General features: G+C 34.3%; 20 protein-coding genes and 1 riboswitch. Of the genes, 8 read left to right on the top strand and 12 right to left on the bottom strand.

The annotated features are described in order from the left end of the window. Positions 1 to 43 precede the first annotated feature (43 nt). The gene (locus tag ACTQ5K_RS09880) at positions 44 to 955 is read left to right on the top strand and encodes an AraC family transcriptional regulator (RefSeq protein ID WP_441993877.1); all 912 of its coding nucleotides are present in this window, start codon (positions 44 to 46) and stop codon (positions 953 to 955) included. A 131-nt stretch (positions 956 to 1,086) separates the two neighbouring features. Here ACTQ5K_RS09880 and ACTQ5K_RS09875 read toward each other — a convergent pair whose 3' ends face one another. Continuing rightward, entirely contained in the window at positions 1,087 to 2,046 is a 960-nt protein-coding gene (locus ACTQ5K_RS09875) for an iron-hydroxamate ABC transporter substrate-binding protein (protein ID WP_441993876.1), read from the bottom strand. 179 nt (positions 2,047 to 2,225) lie between these two features. Between ACTQ5K_RS09875 and ACTQ5K_RS09870 the strand changes: the two genes are divergently transcribed. Further along, complete coding sequence (locus ACTQ5K_RS09870; protein WP_031539882.1) at positions 2,226 to 3,263, top strand: FecCD family ABC transporter permease; 1,038 nt, start codon at positions 2,226 to 2,228, stop codon at positions 3,261 to 3,263. Continuing rightward, on the top strand, positions 3,263 to 4,279 hold the full coding sequence (locus ACTQ5K_RS09865; RefSeq protein ID WP_048719023.1) for a FecCD family ABC transporter permease: 1,017 nt from the start codon (positions 3,263 to 3,265) through the stop codon (positions 4,277 to 4,279). The genes ACTQ5K_RS09870 and ACTQ5K_RS09865 overlap by 1 nt, the downstream gene beginning before the upstream one ends. A gap of 242 nt (positions 4,280 to 4,521) precedes the next feature. Here the strand turns inward: ACTQ5K_RS09865 and ACTQ5K_RS09860 are convergent, their stop codons facing one another. Then, a complete protein-coding gene (locus ACTQ5K_RS09860) occupies positions 4,522 to 4,836 on the bottom strand; it encodes an MFS transporter (protein ID WP_235252287.1) in 315 nt (104 codons plus the stop codon). Between the two features lie 62 nt (positions 4,837 to 4,898). Here ACTQ5K_RS09860 and ACTQ5K_RS09855 point away from each other — a divergent pair, with 62 nt between their 5' ends. Next, entirely contained in the window at positions 4,899 to 5,012 is a 114-nt protein-coding gene (locus ACTQ5K_RS09855; RefSeq protein WP_235252286.1) for a helix-turn-helix domain-containing protein, read from the top strand. Positions 5,013 to 5,151: 139 nt separating this feature from the next. Here ACTQ5K_RS09855 and ACTQ5K_RS09850 read toward each other — a convergent pair whose 3' ends face one another. The 3 genes from ACTQ5K_RS09850 to ACTQ5K_RS09840 all read right to left on the bottom strand — a co-directional run bounded on the left by ACTQ5K_RS09850 (position 5,152) and on the right by ACTQ5K_RS09840 (position 7,891). Then, positions 5,152 to 5,865: a LytR/AlgR family response regulator transcription factor gene (locus ACTQ5K_RS09850; protein ID WP_048719021.1), complete on the bottom strand. Its 714-nt coding sequence runs from the start codon at positions 5,863 to 5,865 to the stop codon at positions 5,152 to 5,154. A gap of 314 nt (positions 5,866 to 6,179) precedes the next feature. After that, positions 6,180 to 6,893: an EAL domain-containing protein gene (locus ACTQ5K_RS09845; RefSeq protein WP_441993875.1), complete on the bottom strand. Its 714-nt coding sequence runs from the start codon at positions 6,891 to 6,893 to the stop codon at positions 6,180 to 6,182. A 266-nt stretch (positions 6,894 to 7,159) separates the two neighbouring features. Then, the gene (locus ACTQ5K_RS09840) at positions 7,160 to 7,891 is read right to left on the bottom strand and encodes a LytR/AlgR family response regulator transcription factor (RefSeq protein WP_441993874.1); all 732 of its coding nucleotides are present in this window, start codon (positions 7,889 to 7,891) and stop codon (positions 7,160 to 7,162) included. A 529-nt stretch (positions 7,892 to 8,420) separates the two neighbouring features. Continuing rightward, positions 8,421 to 8,504: riboswitch (cyclic di-GMP riboswitch) on the bottom strand. A 775-nt stretch (positions 8,505 to 9,279) separates the two neighbouring features. On the opposite strand from ACTQ5K_RS09840, the gene ACTQ5K_RS09835 reads away from it, so the two are divergent. Next, positions 9,280 to 10,311 carry an NADH:flavin oxidoreductase/NADH oxidase gene (locus ACTQ5K_RS09835; RefSeq protein ID WP_441993873.1) on the top strand — a complete coding sequence of 344 codons (1,032 nt, stop codon included), beginning with the start codon at positions 9,280 to 9,282 and terminating at the stop codon, positions 10,309 to 10,311. 106 nt (positions 10,312 to 10,417) lie between these two features. Here the strand turns inward: ACTQ5K_RS09835 and ACTQ5K_RS09830 are convergent, their stop codons facing one another. Next, positions 10,418 to 11,002: a TetR/AcrR family transcriptional regulator gene (locus ACTQ5K_RS09830; RefSeq protein WP_441993872.1), complete on the bottom strand. Its 585-nt coding sequence runs from the start codon at positions 11,000 to 11,002 to the stop codon at positions 10,418 to 10,420. A 380-nt stretch (positions 11,003 to 11,382) separates the two neighbouring features. On the opposite strand from ACTQ5K_RS09830, the gene ACTQ5K_RS09825 reads away from it, so the two are divergent. Next, complete coding sequence (locus ACTQ5K_RS09825; RefSeq protein WP_441993871.1) at positions 11,383 to 12,117, top strand: glucose 1-dehydrogenase; 735 nt, start codon at positions 11,383 to 11,385, stop codon at positions 12,115 to 12,117. A 53-nt stretch (positions 12,118 to 12,170) separates the two neighbouring features. Here ACTQ5K_RS09825 and ACTQ5K_RS09820 read toward each other — a convergent pair whose 3' ends face one another. The 5 genes from ACTQ5K_RS09820 to ACTQ5K_RS09800 all read right to left on the bottom strand — a co-directional run bounded on the left by ACTQ5K_RS09820 (position 12,171) and on the right by ACTQ5K_RS09800 (position 13,556). Then, positions 12,171 to 12,398, bottom strand: coding sequence for a hypothetical protein (locus tag ACTQ5K_RS09820; RefSeq protein WP_441993870.1), 228 nt, complete (start codon positions 12,396 to 12,398; stop codon positions 12,171 to 12,173). A gap of 116 nt (positions 12,399 to 12,514) precedes the next feature. Further along, complete coding sequence (locus ACTQ5K_RS09815; RefSeq protein WP_441993869.1) at positions 12,515 to 12,814, bottom strand: spore coat protein; 300 nt, start codon at positions 12,812 to 12,814, stop codon at positions 12,515 to 12,517. 15 nt (positions 12,815 to 12,829) lie between these two features. Beyond that, positions 12,830 to 13,018, bottom strand: coding sequence for a hypothetical protein (locus tag ACTQ5K_RS09810; RefSeq protein WP_441993868.1), 189 nt, complete (start codon positions 13,016 to 13,018; stop codon positions 12,830 to 12,832). A 34-nt stretch (positions 13,019 to 13,052) separates the two neighbouring features. After that, on the bottom strand, positions 13,053 to 13,325 hold the full coding sequence (locus tag ACTQ5K_RS09805; RefSeq protein ID WP_441993867.1) for a spore coat protein: 273 nt from the start codon (positions 13,323 to 13,325) through the stop codon (positions 13,053 to 13,055). A gap of 15 nt (positions 13,326 to 13,340) precedes the next feature. After that, complete coding sequence (locus ACTQ5K_RS09800; RefSeq protein ID WP_441993866.1) at positions 13,341 to 13,556, bottom strand: hypothetical protein; 216 nt, start codon at positions 13,554 to 13,556, stop codon at positions 13,341 to 13,343. Between the two features lie 150 nt (positions 13,557 to 13,706). Here ACTQ5K_RS09800 and ACTQ5K_RS09795 point away from each other — a divergent pair, with 150 nt between their 5' ends. Further along, positions 13,707 to 13,892 (top strand): type Z 30S ribosomal protein S14, encoded by a 186-nt coding sequence (locus tag ACTQ5K_RS09795; RefSeq protein WP_047944445.1) that lies wholly within the window; start codon positions 13,707 to 13,709, stop codon positions 13,890 to 13,892. A gap of 94 nt (positions 13,893 to 13,986) precedes the next feature. Here ACTQ5K_RS09795 and ACTQ5K_RS09790 read toward each other — a convergent pair whose 3' ends face one another. Beyond that, positions 13,987 to 14,388 carry a hypothetical protein gene (locus tag ACTQ5K_RS09790; RefSeq protein ID WP_441993865.1) on the bottom strand — a complete coding sequence of 134 codons (402 nt, stop codon included), beginning with the start codon at positions 14,386 to 14,388 and terminating at the stop codon, positions 13,987 to 13,989. 141 nt (positions 14,389 to 14,529) lie between these two features. Between ACTQ5K_RS09790 and ACTQ5K_RS09785 the strand changes: the two genes are divergently transcribed. After that, positions 14,530 to 14,862, top strand: coding sequence for a creatininase family protein (locus tag ACTQ5K_RS09785; RefSeq protein ID WP_441993864.1), 333 nt, complete (start codon positions 14,530 to 14,532; stop codon positions 14,860 to 14,862). The last annotated feature ends 429 nt before the right edge of the window (positions 14,863 to 15,291 follow it).

The raw sequence follows: 15,291 nt of genomic DNA, 5'->3' as shown, positions 1-15,291 counted from the left end.
AAAGAAAGATATTGTCGCATTTTTTATTTAGAAAGGTGATCATATGAGTATCTATAGAAAAGATTGTCGTTACGCAAGACTGACTGCATTTTATGCTCTTAATTTATCAAGTTTTAATATGGACACACATCAGCATTCTTCCTGCGAAATTATGTATGTAACGACTGGTAGTTGTGAAATAACAGTAAATGATCAAACATTTTTATTAAAGGAAAAAGAGTTTATTTTCCTTGATTCCTTCATTCCTCATAAATTATTAGTTACCCAACCCTGTACTGTACTAAATATTGAGTTCTCAATTGGATCTGAGGTTAGTGACTTTGATTTAGAGCCACTAAAGAATGCCTCTGAACCATATAAAGAAATTTCATTAACAAAGCCAATATGTATAGTATCGAACGATTCTCGAAGTTTAGGCTATGCTATTAAAGATTTAATTAATCTCATGACCAATACTCATGCTAAAACATCTGAATTTACTTTTTTAACAAATATTCTCTTTCAAAGAATGATACTGGAGCTATTTCACGCACTTACCATAGATAATAATGCAAAAGGAATGCGCTACATTAATAAGGCAATTACATTCATTCATGCTAATTTAGAAGACGACCTCAATGTTCCTAAAATAGCCGAAGAAGTGGGGATTAATAAGTCTTATCTCCACAAGCTTTTCAAAGATTATACAGGCTATTCTATTAATGAATTTATATCTAAAAAAAGACTTGAACGAGCCTGCTTTTTACTAATCAACTCAAATAAAAGGATAACGGAAATCGCCTTTCAAGCTGGTTTTAATAGCAGACAGTATTTCAGCAATACTTTTGAGAAACATTTTTCTATGTCTCCTCGAGATTACAGAAAGCTTCATGGACAGACTATTGAAAGTTCAACCATTAGCGGTCAATTAAGATTAGATGGTAATAACAACTGGTTATTGTCTAAAATGAAGTAGGAAATGAATCATCTAAAAATATATTTGAGTTTAAATCATCACAAAATAAAAACAGTAGAAATAGCCTGGTCGCTTTTCTACTGTTTTTATTAAGAGAAAAGATTATTATCGGAACTGTCTCATCTCTCTTCTTATTTCACTAAGCTTTCGACAACATCGTCAATAATTTGCTTATTCGCAATTGGTCCAGAGTATAGCCAGCTTGTATCTGGTCCATATTCGTAGATATTTCCATTTTTCACAGCCGGGATATTAGACCATAAGGAATCTTTAAGTAATTCTGCTCCTTCTCCGTCACTGTTAATTAAGAATAAGTGATCTGCATCAAGTTGTGCTAATTTTTCTAATGAAATGGCAGACCAGTTACCTGTAGCTGTAGCTGAAATTTCTTTTACTACTTCTGGTACCTTCAATCCCAAATCTCCATATAGTACAGCGCCACTAGATACATTTTCTCCAACAATAAATAATTGATTAGAGACAAGCCAGATTGCTGCAGCTGATTCATCCTTAATAGATTCTTGAATTTTTGTTTTTGCCTCTTCAGCTTTTTGGTTATAGTCTGATAATACCTTCTCTGCTTCTTCTTCTTTCCCTACAACTTCACCAATTGTTTGTAATCTTGTGCGCCAATCATTATTATTTTCTTTGGCAACTACATACGTTGGAGCAATCTTCGCATATTGATCATATTTCGCCCCTTCCACTGCTGATGCGGAAGACATTAATACTAAATCAGGCGTAAAGCTAGATACTGCTTCATATGGTAGAGTTGAGTCAATTGTTGGAACTTCCTTTAAGTATTCTTGTAGGTAATCTTGAACTCCATTACCTTCTTGAATAGACCATTGAGCTACAGGTGTCACACCTAATGCTACTAAATCATCTTCCAAATAGGAGCCGATAATACTTTTAGGCTCTGCTGGAACCGTCACTTCATTTCCAATCGCGTCAGTTAGTGTACGTTCCGAAGATCCGTTCTCTGTATTGTCATTTTCTTCTTGACTATTATTATTTCCACATGCTGCTAGAACAGTGAAAACCAGTAGTAAACAAATAAATAATATTGATTTCATGTTGCGATTTTTCATTATGTATCCTCCTAATTGGTTATAACTTGATTATAATTGAAAACGATTATCACTTTCAATATTAACATCGATTTCCAACTAATTTTATAGTAAAATTAGTTGATAAGTTTACCACAGTTATTTATTATTCAACAATTTACATATTTTATTATCTCTATTTATCGGAAAGTGGGTTCTTCATGACTAAAAGCCATTCTTTAGAAAGTGACAAAGCGACAATATATAGACCAAAATCTGCAGCATTAGTTCTCGTAATCGGCATCCTTTTCCTTTTAATTTCTATTTGCTTGTCCATTATTTTAGGCGTAGCAGACATTAATCTATCAACCGTTTTACAAGGAATTTTTCATTTTGATAGCACTTCAACTGCCCATCAAATCATTTATCGTTTGCGTTTACCGAGAGCACTTGCAGCCACTTTTATCGGTGCAAGTCTTGCTGTTTCTGGTGCAATCATGCAAGGGATGACGAGAAACGCACTTGCTTCCCCTTCTATTATGGGGGTTACTTCTGGTGCTATGTTCACGGTATCTATCGCATTTGCCTTTATCCCTGTTGTTTCAAATACGGTTATTATGCTATTTGCTTTTGTCGGTGCAGGTTTAGGCGCAGCCTTAGTTTTTTTAATTGGTGCTCTTTCAAAAAGAGGATTAACGCCTATGAAATTAGCTCTTGCAGGTACAGCCATTAGTGCACTTCTTGGGTCTATTTCAACAGGAATTGCCCTTCGTTTTGATGTCGCAAAAGATATTAGTTTTTGGTATGCAGGAGGAGTGGCAGGAGTACAATGGATTAATGTCCAATTGCTTATCCCTGTAGCAATTATAGGATTGATCTTGGCGTTTTTCATTAGCAAATCGATTACAATCTTAAGCTTAGGAGAGGACGTTGCTTCTGGTTTAGGGCAAAAGGTCGGTTTTGTAAAGCTATTAGGCACCATTGTAGTCTTGCTTTTAACTGGAGCTGCCGTTGCAGTCGGCGGAACCATCGGTTTTGTTGGACTTGTTGTCCCCCATATCGTTCGTTTTATTGTAGGATCAGATTATCGATTAATCATTCCTTGTTCTGCAGTCGTAGGTGCTCTTCTATTAGTATTGTCCGATGTAGTCGCCCGTTTGGTTCACCCACCTTTTGAAACACCTTTAGGGGCAATCACCGCAATAATTGGAGTTCCTTTCTTTCTTTATTTAGCACGTCGAGAAGGGAGAGGTCTATAATGCTTTCTTCCAAATCAAGTAAGACTAAATTATTTATCGTTAGTACGATTCTTATTGTGGCGATTATTTGCGTATTCTTTCTTAGTCTAAATATCGGCACGATTAAAATTAGTCCGATTGAGATTATCGATGCCTTTACAGGCACAGGCTCCACCCAAACTTTTAATATTTTATATAATTTTAGGCTACCCCGATCAGTAATCGCGATTTTAATTGGAATCGGAATGGCTATTGCTGGGGCAATTTTGCAAGGAGTATCGAGAAATAGTTTAGCGGATCCAGGGATTATTGGTATTAATTCTGGAGCCGGTTTTGCCGTTATTCTTTATATCTTCTTTATTCAAGGAAGTGTTTTTCAATCAGGACCTTTATCTGTTTATATTATGCCATTTTTCGCCCTTGTTGGAGCATTAATTGCTGCTGCATTAATTTATGTGATCGCTTGGAAGGATGGGGTTACACCAGTTCGATTAGTATTGGTTGGTATAGGAATTAACGCTGCATTTGGTGCCTTGATTATTATTTTTCAATTGATGATGGATCCTCGCGATTTTACACAAGCGACTATTTGGCTATCGGGGAGTATATGGAGTGCTAGTTGGAGCTATGTTCTTGCTCTTTTACCTTGGATACTAATTCTTGTTCCGATTGCTATAAGTAAATTTCAATCCATCAATTTATTGCAGCTAGGAGATAATCTCGCCAAAGGGCTTGGTGTATCCATTGAAAGAGAACGAGGATTACTTTTACTAATTGCTGTAGGACTTTCAGGCGCTTGTGTTTCTGTTGGTGGTGGGATATCCTTTTTAGGACTCCTTGCCCCACATTTAGCAAGAATGCTGGTTGGCCCAAAAAACCAACGTCTCCTGCCAGTTGCAGCTTTAATAGGAGCCCTTCTCTTATTAACATCAGATATAATCGCAAAAAGCCTAATGGTTGGCTCAGAAATCCCTGTCGGCCTTGTGCTCTCCTGCTTAGGAGCACCTTATTTTATCTATCTTCTTATTAAGGAGTAATAGTTATTAACTCTTTTTGGAAAAAATTATAGTTTGGTACAAATACTAGAGGTCGTTATCATTACACGTTGAATATGTTATACTATTTTTGTCCTTTATAGGATATGCCTCCTTCCTTGGTGAGATATTGTGGTCGGGAAACCAACTTTATCCTACCATGGAGTGAGGCATTTTTTGATCGATACTACATGCTTTTGGAATCCTCTGGAGTTTCTAGAGTTAGATTCGTCCTTTTTTACACCTCAAGCCCCTCTCTTTTTCTGTAGTTCACGGATAATTTGTTGTTCTTGTTTGTCAAATTTATAAAATAGTAGTGCGATAATGGCTAGAGTACTACAGATTGCTGGTAGCCATATAAAGTTAAATTCTATGGCATGTAGAGAGGTCGCTGTTTGTTGTTGATTAGCAACATAACCACTTGCAGAAAGGACTGCTGCAGTTATAGCACCGCCTATTTCCATGCCAAATTTAGTACCAAAGCTCGATGCAGATGTTAACAGTCCTGCTGCGCGCACATTATTTTTCCACTCACCAAGGTCTACAGTATCTGCTAGCATCACGGAAATTAATCCTAAGATGAATCCGGTTCCAAACTGATAGAAAAATTATCGATATCTCAATGGAAGTTGGCTTTGACACCCCAAGCTATTTCATCAAAATGTTTAAACGCCAAAAAAAATACACACCTTCCAAATTCCGCAAAGGCGGGGAGATAGAGGGACGTCTTTTGTAAGAACTATTTATCCAAATCTTTTGACCTTTTACATAGTTTGGATCACTTATTTCAACGTCGTAGAAGAAAATATATATTAGAAGGGATTAGTTGAACAACGTTCCTCAGTAGAACCGTCTCTCTGTGGATATCCTAACCCTTACCTAATCAAAAGCGCATGAACTTTGCGGATTTTTAATTTTGAAATGCCTGCTGACTTATTGGTTCCTTTGAAATAGCTTAGGTAGGATTCACCAAATAATTCGATGCGTTCGACTTTTTTTAGGTTTATCAGGAAGGAGCGATGGGTACGGTAAAAATACCATGGCAATCGGTCTACAAAGGATTGGAGGGTATCAGTTGTTTCATACATATTATTGACTGTATGTATGATCGTTTTCCTTGCTATTATTTCTATGAATAATATATCTTCCAACTGTATGTAGACAAAACCATTGTTTAATTTAATCAGGATTCTATTATCCGTTGCATTCTGTAAATTCATAGAAAGAAAGTCTTTTGCTTTATATAAGCAGGAAATTAATCGGGAAAAGTCAATTGGTCTTGGTAAATAACCAATTGCCGAGTAATTAAATGCTTCAATTGCAAGGCTCTTATCCCTTCCTATTAGGATTAGTTGAAAAGCGGGAAGAAACTCTTTATATTCGCTGTTAAAAAGAGTGGAATGGATGGATGGCAAGTCATAGTCGACAATAACTACATTCGGTTGTTTTAAAAAAATCAATTCTACTAAATCTTCACCAGTTTTTTCTTCACCTATTATTTCAAAATTAGAATGTATAGCAATAGATTCCCTTATAGAAACAATTATATCGGAATCCTTATCAGCTACCGCTATCGTTAGCGTTTCCATTCTCTCTCCTTTCTATAAAAGAACACTTCCCATTCATCTTGTACTTAATGTTTAGGTAAGGAATTACTAATGGAGCAAACCATCTTTACATCATAAATCCTTATTCCAATTCACAAGAAACAGGATGCGTTTCCAATCCTCCTCTCTTGTAAATCCACTAAATGAATTATAACTAATTTTGTAACTTTTCCAATGACGATAGAATAAATCGCTAGTTTCTCCCATATATAATATAATATTTTCTTTTGTTCCATCCCAAAACTTAGCTAGTTGATAGTCTGATCATTCTTCTGTTTTATTTCTAAACCAGTATATTAAACAAGAATTTCTGGTTTCCCCAACAAAAAACCTTGTGCAAAAGGAACCCTTAACACCTTTGTCATTGCTAGATCTGTTTCTTCTTCAATTCCTTCTAAGATAATTTTCGTCTTTTCATCTGCAATATTTAATAAATGATTAATAAATTTTTGCTTTTCCGGTGAAAATGCTAAATTATTTGAAAAATAGCGATCTATTTTAATAATGTCAGGAGTTATCTCCATAATACATTGGAAATTTGCCACCCCTTTTCCAAAGTCATCAATAGCTATTTGAAATTGATTAGCCTTTAGAATCGAGAGTCCTTCCTTAAATAATGGCATATCCCATAATGCTCTTTCTAAAATGGTTTCATTTATTTCAAAGACTATCTTTCCTTTCATCGTTGGAAAATTCCTTATTAAAGTTGAAACAAACATATTAAATCCTTTATTTAAAATGGTAGATGGAAAAATATTTACAAATAGGGGCCTTTTTCTTCTTGGTGAAAGAGATTGGAAGTTTTCAATTGTATTATTGATTAGAAAGGTATCTAATTCAAATAGATGATTTTCTTCTCTCGCCTCTTCAAAAAATGTTTCAATCGACATTTCTTGATTTGCAATTCGAAATAATGATTCATATCCAATTATTTCCCACTTTTTAATATTCCAGATCGGTTGATACACATGATAATAGTTTTTATCCTTTAATACGGTTAATTCATCCACGTAGGTTTCCTCCAAAATAGGGCAAAAATCATGATTATTTCCATTTTTCTATCCTATCTGTAAATTTACCTACTTTGTCATTAATTGTCTATTTAATATGTAGCATTTCAGACATAAATAGAGCCATTTTGGAATCCAATAAGTACTTTTTAAACAGGATAATAAACATTTTAAACCTTCTGCAAAATATGCTATTTTTCGACATAAATGTCCACGATTTGTCATATCATAACTAGATTCGATTCCTATTTAATAGGCAAAAGGAATTACATTTTTAATTGTATGCCCATTCTTCTTTTTACTTCATTAATTTTTAGCTTTGATATTTTCGCACCTCTTTTTACCCCATTAAAAGATGCGATAAAAGATTCTTTGGAAGAACGAACCTCGGCTACTTTTTCTAGATTAATAATATAAGAACGATGTGATAGTAAAAAGGTGTCATTTAATTGATATAGCAAATCACCGATGTTTTCCTGTGTTTGAAATACTTTATCTGTTGTGTATATATAAGATTTCCTTTCTATCTTCTCAATAAAAAGAATGTCCTCCTTTTTTATATAATGCATCCCTTTACTAAATTTAACTGGTAAATTATTAAAAGAAACCAGTTCCTTATTCTTATTTTTCCAAGCTATTTTTCGCTTGGCTTTTTCAGTTGCTTTATATAATCGGGATTTCTTTATTGGTTTTACAAGATAGTCCGTTGCTCCTAATTCAAATGCAGAAAATGCAAATTCTTCAGAATCTGCAAGAAAAATAAAAGGAATATTCAAGTTTTGTACACTACATCGTTTCATCACTTCAAGTCCATTTAATAATGGTAAATCTATTTCTGTAATAACTAAATCTGGCTGCCACTGCAAAAGCTTATCCACTAACTCCATTCCATTGTCACATTCATCAATGACTTCTATTTGTTTATAAGCCTTTAGATAATAACGAATACATGCTTTCATTCGGTTGTCTTCATCAGCTATAATCGTCCTTATTGACATAATTTCTCCCTTCATAAAGTGCAGCATTGTACTAGCAAAATGCTACATCAAATGAGACGAGCATCCTCTCTAGATATTTTACTTTTATGAATAATTTAGCTAATATTAATATAACGTAATTCTTGCATTTAGTTAAGTGACTGAACTATTTTATCATCTTCCTTTGCTTTGAACCAGTTAAATGCCTTTCTCCATACTTTTCTTCATGAAAAGCAGTTTACCGGGAAAATCTTTGACAAAAAAGTTAATTGATATAAAAACTTGTGATGAATAGTACTCATTGGTTAAACCTCCTTACACAAAAACTAATACCATTTGTTTTTGCAAGTTCTATTTAATATAAAAAGAGCCAGACCCATATAGAGTCTTGCTCTGTCAAAAAATATTATCCAATAGCTGATTCAACATTTAAACTTTTCTTTTTTTTCCGCATCGTACACATTTATTGGAGTAATAGCTAAATTTATGGTGTCTTTTAAAAAAACAAATAATAGCACCAAATTTCATTTCCTCATCTCCATTCCAATAATCTGGTAATCCAGCCATCATAGCTGTTGCCTTAGATCTGTGACTTTGCGTCCCTCCTTTTCAGGAAAGTTTGCCTTTATACTGACTATTTTATATTCTTTGTACTATTTTATTATAAAAATATGGATGAAGAAAGAAAGTATGTTCAACAAATTCCGATTATTTTTGAAAAATTTTTAATTTTTTGAACATATTTATATTTTAATCTATCTTACAAAACTCTTTTGCCGCGAAAAACTATATATTATGAAAAGACATCATCTATTTCCTAACATTCTAGCTGCTTATTTACTATCCTTAACAACATTTTTCCTTCTAAATATCATTATAAATTCTGAAAAAACATCGCTTCTCTACTAACACTAACGGAATAAATCCATTTAATATTAATTGCATATATCCAGTGTTTGGTTTGGTTGTTCTCTTCCAATATCCCAGTGTACTATTATTACCTGGGAAATTTCTTTGTATTTCGACAAACACTCATCTAGAACGGATCAACTATAATAAAGATTGGTCACTTGTTCTCAATCACTATTTTCCATTTGCAAAGCTTGTTTATTACTTCGGTTGGTTTTTACCTACTTGGTAATACTACTATTCTATCTTTCTAATTCTTTTTGGATATTCCCTTCATTTGTTATAGTAAAAGGATTTATACCTCTCTCTTAATGTTGGTAGCTGATAAAAGCAATGTAATAAAAATGATGGTTGTCGACTGTTAAACGAATTTGTTACATTTTTTTGTACATAATAGTTCTGTAAAAACATCATCTAAAAGCATAATAGTTGAAATACGCTCTAGCTGGTGGTACCGTTTTAGACAAACAATATAATTTTCAATGAAAGAAGGCTTGGTTATGAAGGATTTATTTACTCCTTTTTCATATAAAGGACTAGAATTAAAAAACCGTGTTGTAATGCCTCCAATGTGTCAATATTCAGTGGAGAAAAAGGACGGAATCGCAACAGATTGGCACTATGTTCACTATGTAAGTCGTGCAATCGGTGGTGCTGGGTTAATCATTATTGAAATGACAGATGTAGAACCGGATGGTCGCATTACAGATAACGATTTAGGTTTATGGTCTGACGAGCATATTGCTCCATTAAAACGAATTGTTGATGCTTGTCATCAATACGGTGCAAAAGTGGGTATCCAAATTGCTCATGCTGGCAGAAAGGCAGAAGATGCACCACAGCCAGTCTCTGCATCAGCTATTCCATTTGATGATAAATCGAAAACACCAAGAGAATTAACTACTGCAGAAATTGAAGAAATGGTAGAAAAATTCCGCCAAGCGACTGTTCGTGCGATTAAAGCTGGTTTTGATACAATCGAGTTGCATGGGGCTCATGGGTACTTAATTCATCAGTTCCAGTCTGCATACACTAACAAGCGTGAAGATGAATATGGCCAAGATTTAACGAAGTTTGGTGTGGAAATCATTAAAGCAGTTAAAGAAGAAATGCCAGCTGATATGCCGTTAATCATGCGAGTTTCTGGAAAAGAGTACGTTGAAGGCGGATATGATATGGAAGAAAGTGTTGCATTTTCTAAAAAATATGAAGAAGCTGGCGTAGATATTTTCCATGTTAGTGCAGGTGGAGAAGGTCCAATTGCTGCAGCGGGACGACCTGGCACACACGTTGCCTATCAGGTTCCTTTAGCTCGTGCCTTTAAACAAGAGTTAAGTGTACCAGTTATCGCTGTTGGAAGATTAGACTCAGCAGAATTAGCAAACTCTGTCATTGGCAATGAAGATGCTGATCTTGTTGCAGTGGGAAGAGGCATGCTTCGTAATCCATATTGGACAATTGAAGCTGCTGCACAGCTACGCAAAGAAACAGAAATGCCTAAGCAATATGCTGTTGCATTTCCAAAGAGATAATTAATTAGTGTACTCTCGCCAAAAGATAAAGTGCCAAAAAGCGTTCATGCAAGCGGCACTTTTTCCTTTGGCAATCATTTACCGAACCGACAACGTCATCCCCCTATTATTGTTCGTCTTTTACCATGACTTCCCCTAAGGTTGTTGAATAGATATAGGCCAATCTTTTCGCCATTTCCTCTGGTGTACTTTGAAAATCTGTTTTTATCCAATAAATAAATAATCCTAAAAGCGCATATGTTTCATACAAATTTAATGCCTCTATATCAAACCATATTTCTTCTTTTAAAACTAAGTCTCTACGACTGATATTCGCAATGGTTTCACAAAAAATATTTTGAGAACCAGGGATAACTTCGCCCATTAGCATTAATGAGAAAACAAAGGAATTATCATAGATAAATTTAAATATGGCAATATTACGAGACGGATCCGATAGCGAGAAAGTCTTTTTACCAGCAAAACTCTGTTTATAATTCATGGTCAATTGCTCTAAATAATCTCGAAAAATATCTTCCAATAACTGTGTACTACTTTCATAATGAGAATAAAATGTTACTCTATTACAGTTTGCTGCTTTCGCTATTTCCGTAATGGATATATCTTTAAATTCCTTTTCCTTTACTAATTCAAGCATAGCCCTCTTCAAATTATTACGTGTTCTCACAATTCTCCGATCAGCTTTTATCACTATTTATTACCACCCTACAATTTTTTTAAATTATACCATACATAATTTTCGGAGTATCTCTCTTAATTATAGTTAAAACTATTAATAGCGTATTATCTTTGACAACACTATAAATTTCTGTTAATTTACATATGTAGTTTAAATGTTTTGCCATATTACCATCGTTTTTCTTTGCTGCTGATTTTTTAATAGATTGTTGTTTTCCTTAGAAAAATAGATATCCAAAATTATCGGGAGACTAAATAAACGAAGAATCCTGTGGTATTAGCGGAAATAAAGTAGTATCTCCACAGAAGCAAGTATATTCAGACTCCGTTAAACAACAATCCATACAGAAACAGCCTTCTTAAACCAAATTTATCACTTTAGGAGGAATTTTTATGTCTCGATTGGAAGGAAAAATTGCTATTATCACTGGGGCAGCTCAAGGAATGGGAGCTTCTCACGCCCGTCGCTTTATTAAGGAGGGTGCAAAAGTTATTTTGACCGACCTAAATGAAGAAAAAGGACAAGCATTAGCTATGGAATTAGGTGAAAACGCTTTATTTTTTAAACAGGACGTTACAAAAGCCGAGGAGTGGGAATCAGTAATTGCTATAGCAGAAGAAAAATTTGGTTCTGTGAATATTTTAGTAAATAATGCTGGAATTACAGCTGCTAAATCAATCTTGCAAATGACAGAGAGTGATTATCGTCGAATTGTCGATATTAACCAAGTATCTGTTTTTCTCGGTATAAAAGCCGTAATCCCTTCTATGCAACAAGCTGGTGGTGGGTCGATTATTAATATTTCTTCTATCAACGGAATAGTCGGTGGAGCAGTAGGATATACAGATACCAAGTTTGCTGTTCGAGGAATTACAAAAGCTGCTGCAGTAGAATGCACTCATTATGGGATTCGCGTAAATTCCGTACATCCTGGAGTTATTGCGACACCAATGGTTATTCAAGAAGATACGAAAGCTGCTGTAGAAGAATTTTCGAAGCATATACCACTAAAGAGAGTTGCCCAACCAGAAGAAGTAACTAATATAGTCCTATACCTAGCATCTGATGAATCTAGTTACTCAACAGGTTCAGAGTTTATTGTTGATGGTGGCTTGACAGCAATATAAGTGATTTAATATTAAGGGACGGGACTAGGTAGCAGGAGAACCGTCCCTCTGCATTACATGCCTGTCTTATACTTTTTTTCACTCGAAGATGTATTTTTTGTATCATGTTTCGCCTTTTCTTCTCGAAGTTCTTCTTTTAAATCTTCCATAGGAATTGGATCAACTGTTTGTTCTATTTCAAATTTATCAAACAAGCTTTCATTCTCAGTGGGGTATTGCTCTGGATTATCCATATTCATCTGTTTATTATTCGAAGTCGCCTTTCCTATGTCTTCAACCATTCACAATCACCTCCATACTATTATTTATACCCGATTTTCAGCAAAGTACTCGAGGGGACGATTCTTCTGTTTCCTTTACAAAGTATAAAAAAAGAAAGCAGGAGGATCTCCCCCTGCTAGTGGTTCACTAGATTTAAAGCAGTTTCTGCTGTATTTAAATCCATTTGTGCTTGTTTTTCTGTGTCGTATGGATGGTAATAGCCTTTATTAATCATATAAGTTGAAATTTGCTCATGAAGTGTAATGGCTTCCTCCAATTGCTGTTTTAATAAATTTCTAACCTCAGGTGTCGCCGTTTCTGTAATTGCTAAAGCATAGCTTTTAATCCCTGACTTTGCAGCTATTAATAGGTCTGTTGCAATCACTTGATCTGATAAAGGAGCCATTCCTGTTAGTTTTCCAATAAATCCATTCACTCTTATATACCACCTTTAAGAAATATAATTTTTCAAAGCTTCAATATGTTTAGATGAAACTTCCACATCCTGCTGCATAATTGTTTTTAATTCTTCATCAGAAACTAACAATTGCATAATTGATGCCTTTGTAACACATAGACTCTTAAACGTAATTAATTCATGAAGCTCTAATCCTTCATGCGTACCTAGGTTTTCCTGCATCTTATACACCTACTTTCCAAAGATATATGTAACTTTATTGATTTAAGGAACGTTCTGCGTAAGCCAAATCCTTTTCTAACTGTTGGGGGACATTATAAGCATTGTATATTCCTCTGTCCTGTAAAAAGCTATAGATTTGTTCATGCTGATCAATTGCATTTCTTAATTCTTGTTTGAGAAAAGTACGTATCTCTGATGTAGTTGACTCCGTTAATGCAGCTGCTATATCTTTAACAGCCGCTTTTGTTTCAAATAACATATCAGTTGCAATAACATGATCAGAAAAGCTTAATTCTTTTTCAATCATATGAACCCCTCCTAGTTACTGAGTAATTTGTGTAGACGCTTTGCTTAAAAGATTCTTCATTTGATTTAAAGAAGTTGTTCCTAACTGAGCACTTTTTTCAATCAGTAATTTTAGTTCCTCGTTCTCTACCTTTTCTAATCTCTCTTTTGACTGAGCAAGGCAAGATCCTTTGAAATTAATTATTTCACGCATATCGGTTACTTCATGCACTCCAAACTCTTGACTTTTCATCCTCACACCTCCTTCCTGACTAATTCTATTGTTCTTTATTCGATATAATTTTATCCTTCAAAATTCAAACATATAAGTAATACCATTAATCTCCTATTTCATTAAAATTACTATTAAGTTATAATAATTATTATAAAAGGAGGCTGAATAATGGCTAAACAAGCACTTATCAATAAACAAAAACGTACTGCTAAATATAAAGTACAAGAATATACACGATGCGAACAATGCGGAAGACCTCATTCTGTATACCGCAAATTTAAACTATGCCGCATTTGCTTAAGAGAATTAGCCTACAAAGGCCAAATTCCTGGACTAAAAAAAGCAAGCTGGTAATAAGCATGGGAATCAGAGGACGGTTCTTCTACTTCCCTTTCGTGGTTCTCTCAAAAAAAGATACGGTAGAACCGTCCCTTCACTTCCCTCCTCTTTACTTTTCCTTTCTTACTGCCCATCCAAAAATAATTTCTATTATCCCAAAGATAAGATAAACTGGCTGCATCCAACTTATCAAGCCCATCCAATATACTTGTGCAGAAATCCAAATTATCATGGCAATCCCTAAAACAATCGTTACTATTCCGGATAACTCATGCCTTTTGAAAGATAAAAAAGCGCCAAAGAAACTACCAAGTCCATTAATTAAAAATAATATAATTCCTGGAAACCAAAAACTTTGAAACGGAGAATCCTCTAGCAGCTTAACCGACATTCCTATCGCACTACCATTAGGCTCGGAAACTAATCCTATGCCAGCAGCCACAGCTCCAATTCCTATAAACACTAATAATGAGCCAATCCAATTATAAAATCCATTTCTTTTATTCCTCATCTTTCCACATCTCTTTCTATCTCAAATTGATGTTTATCCATTCGAAGAAAAAAGCCTCTTTCCTTTATTCTACTAAGGACAGGACAAAATAAATTTGTACTTTGTGTGAAATAGTAAGATGTAGAATCTTTCCCAAGATTCTTGTTCTATCCAAACTTAGAAAAAATATTAGATGAACATTGCGATTCTCCCACTTGGCATGGCATGATTCACGCATGTGAAGTTGAAACCTCTTTAATGTTAGCAACTAATGAACATTTAGTACAAATGGATAAAGCCGTTAGAGAATATCCTGAAAAGTCTACTCTCTATGGGAAATCTACTTTATCATTAGGTAGTATAAGTAAAAGTGGAGTATATGGAGATGCCACTTTGGCTACTAGAGACAAGGGAAGAAAGATGCTCGAAGCATTTATAGAAGAAATGACAGATATAATAAACCTTGCTTTTCGAGAATTAGTAGAGGGCAAATAAAAAGATAAAGAGCCTAGAAGATTTTATTAGTAACCTTCTTAGCTCTCTATCTTTTTTATTTAATCTTGATTTTATAAATTGGTTTTCTATAATTCAAATAGTGAATATATAAAGTCAGATTTCCTACTTATAATCTAATCTTTTTCTCATCGTTAATGACAGGATGTCCATTTGTCGGCCATTTTCAACGATTCTCCTTGAGATTACTATTTCTTCTTTTTTCCTTATATCATGCTTTATTTTGAATCGTATACATTTATGACCATTTTTCTTACCGGTTCTATTATTCAAGTGATAATGAGTGAAACCGTAGACAGTTCAACACTTACACGTCTTCTTTCTTCTTAATTCTAAAATATTAATATAGAAAAATAAGTTTAACTTACTTCAAAACGTCTATATAAAAGAAAAAAAGGAGGCGTTACTTGT

This window comes from Niallia sp. Sow4_A1 (genome assembly GCF_052116745.1).
GTDB classification, from domain to species: Bacteria; Bacillota; Bacilli; order Bacillales; family Cytobacillaceae; genus Niallia; species Niallia hominis.
Note: the sequence above shows the minus strand (reverse complement) of the source record. Positions and strands in the feature narration are given on the sequence as shown.

Excerpts from the sequence above, each read along its gene's own strand:
- ACTQ5K_RS09880 (WP_441993877.1), top strand. The coding sequence starts at position 44 with ATGAGTATCTATAGAAAAGATTGTCGTTACGCAAGACTGACTGCATTT.
- ACTQ5K_RS09875 (WP_441993876.1), bottom strand. The coding sequence starts at position 2,046 with ATGAAAAATCGCAACATGAAATCAATATTATTTATTTGTTTACTACTG.
- ACTQ5K_RS09870 (WP_031539882.1), top strand. The coding sequence starts at position 2,226 with ATGACTAAAAGCCATTCTTTAGAAAGTGACAAAGCGACAATATATAGA.
- ACTQ5K_RS09865 (WP_048719023.1), top strand. The coding sequence starts at position 3,263 with ATGCTTTCTTCCAAATCAAGTAAGACTAAATTATTTATCGTTAGTACG.
- ACTQ5K_RS09860 (WP_235252287.1), bottom strand. The coding sequence starts at position 4,836 with ATGCTAGCAGATACTGTAGACCTTGGTGAGTGGAAAAATAATGTGCGC.
- ACTQ5K_RS09855 (WP_235252286.1), top strand. The coding sequence starts at position 4,899 with ATGGAAGTTGGCTTTGACACCCCAAGCTATTTCATCAAAATGTTTAAA.
- ACTQ5K_RS09850 (WP_048719021.1), bottom strand. The coding sequence starts at position 5,865 with ATGGAAACGCTAACGATAGCGGTAGCTGATAAGGATTCCGATATAATT.
- ACTQ5K_RS09840 (WP_441993874.1), bottom strand. The coding sequence starts at position 7,891 with ATGTCAATAAGGACGATTATAGCTGATGAAGACAACCGAATGAAAGCA.
- ACTQ5K_RS09835 (WP_441993873.1), top strand. The coding sequence starts at position 9,280 with ATGAAGGATTTATTTACTCCTTTTTCATATAAAGGACTAGAATTAAAA.
- ACTQ5K_RS09825 (WP_441993871.1), top strand. The coding sequence starts at position 11,383 with ATGTCTCGATTGGAAGGAAAAATTGCTATTATCACTGGGGCAGCTCAA.
- ACTQ5K_RS09820 (WP_441993870.1), bottom strand. The coding sequence starts at position 12,398 with ATGGTTGAAGACATAGGAAAGGCGACTTCGAATAATAAACAGATGAAT.
- ACTQ5K_RS09810 (WP_441993868.1), bottom strand. The coding sequence starts at position 13,018 with ATGCAGGAAAACCTAGGTACGCATGAAGGATTAGAGCTTCATGAATTA.
- ACTQ5K_RS09805 (WP_441993867.1), bottom strand. The coding sequence starts at position 13,325 with ATGATTGAAAAAGAATTAAGCTTTTCTGATCATGTTATTGCAACTGAT.
- ACTQ5K_RS09800 (WP_441993866.1), bottom strand. The coding sequence starts at position 13,556 with ATGAAAAGTCAAGAGTTTGGAGTGCATGAAGTAACCGATATGCGTGAA.
- ACTQ5K_RS09795 (WP_047944445.1), top strand. The coding sequence starts at position 13,707 with ATGGCTAAACAAGCACTTATCAATAAACAAAAACGTACTGCTAAATAT.
- ACTQ5K_RS09790 (WP_441993865.1), bottom strand. The coding sequence starts at position 14,388 with ATGAGGAATAAAAGAAATGGATTTTATAATTGGATTGGCTCATTATTA.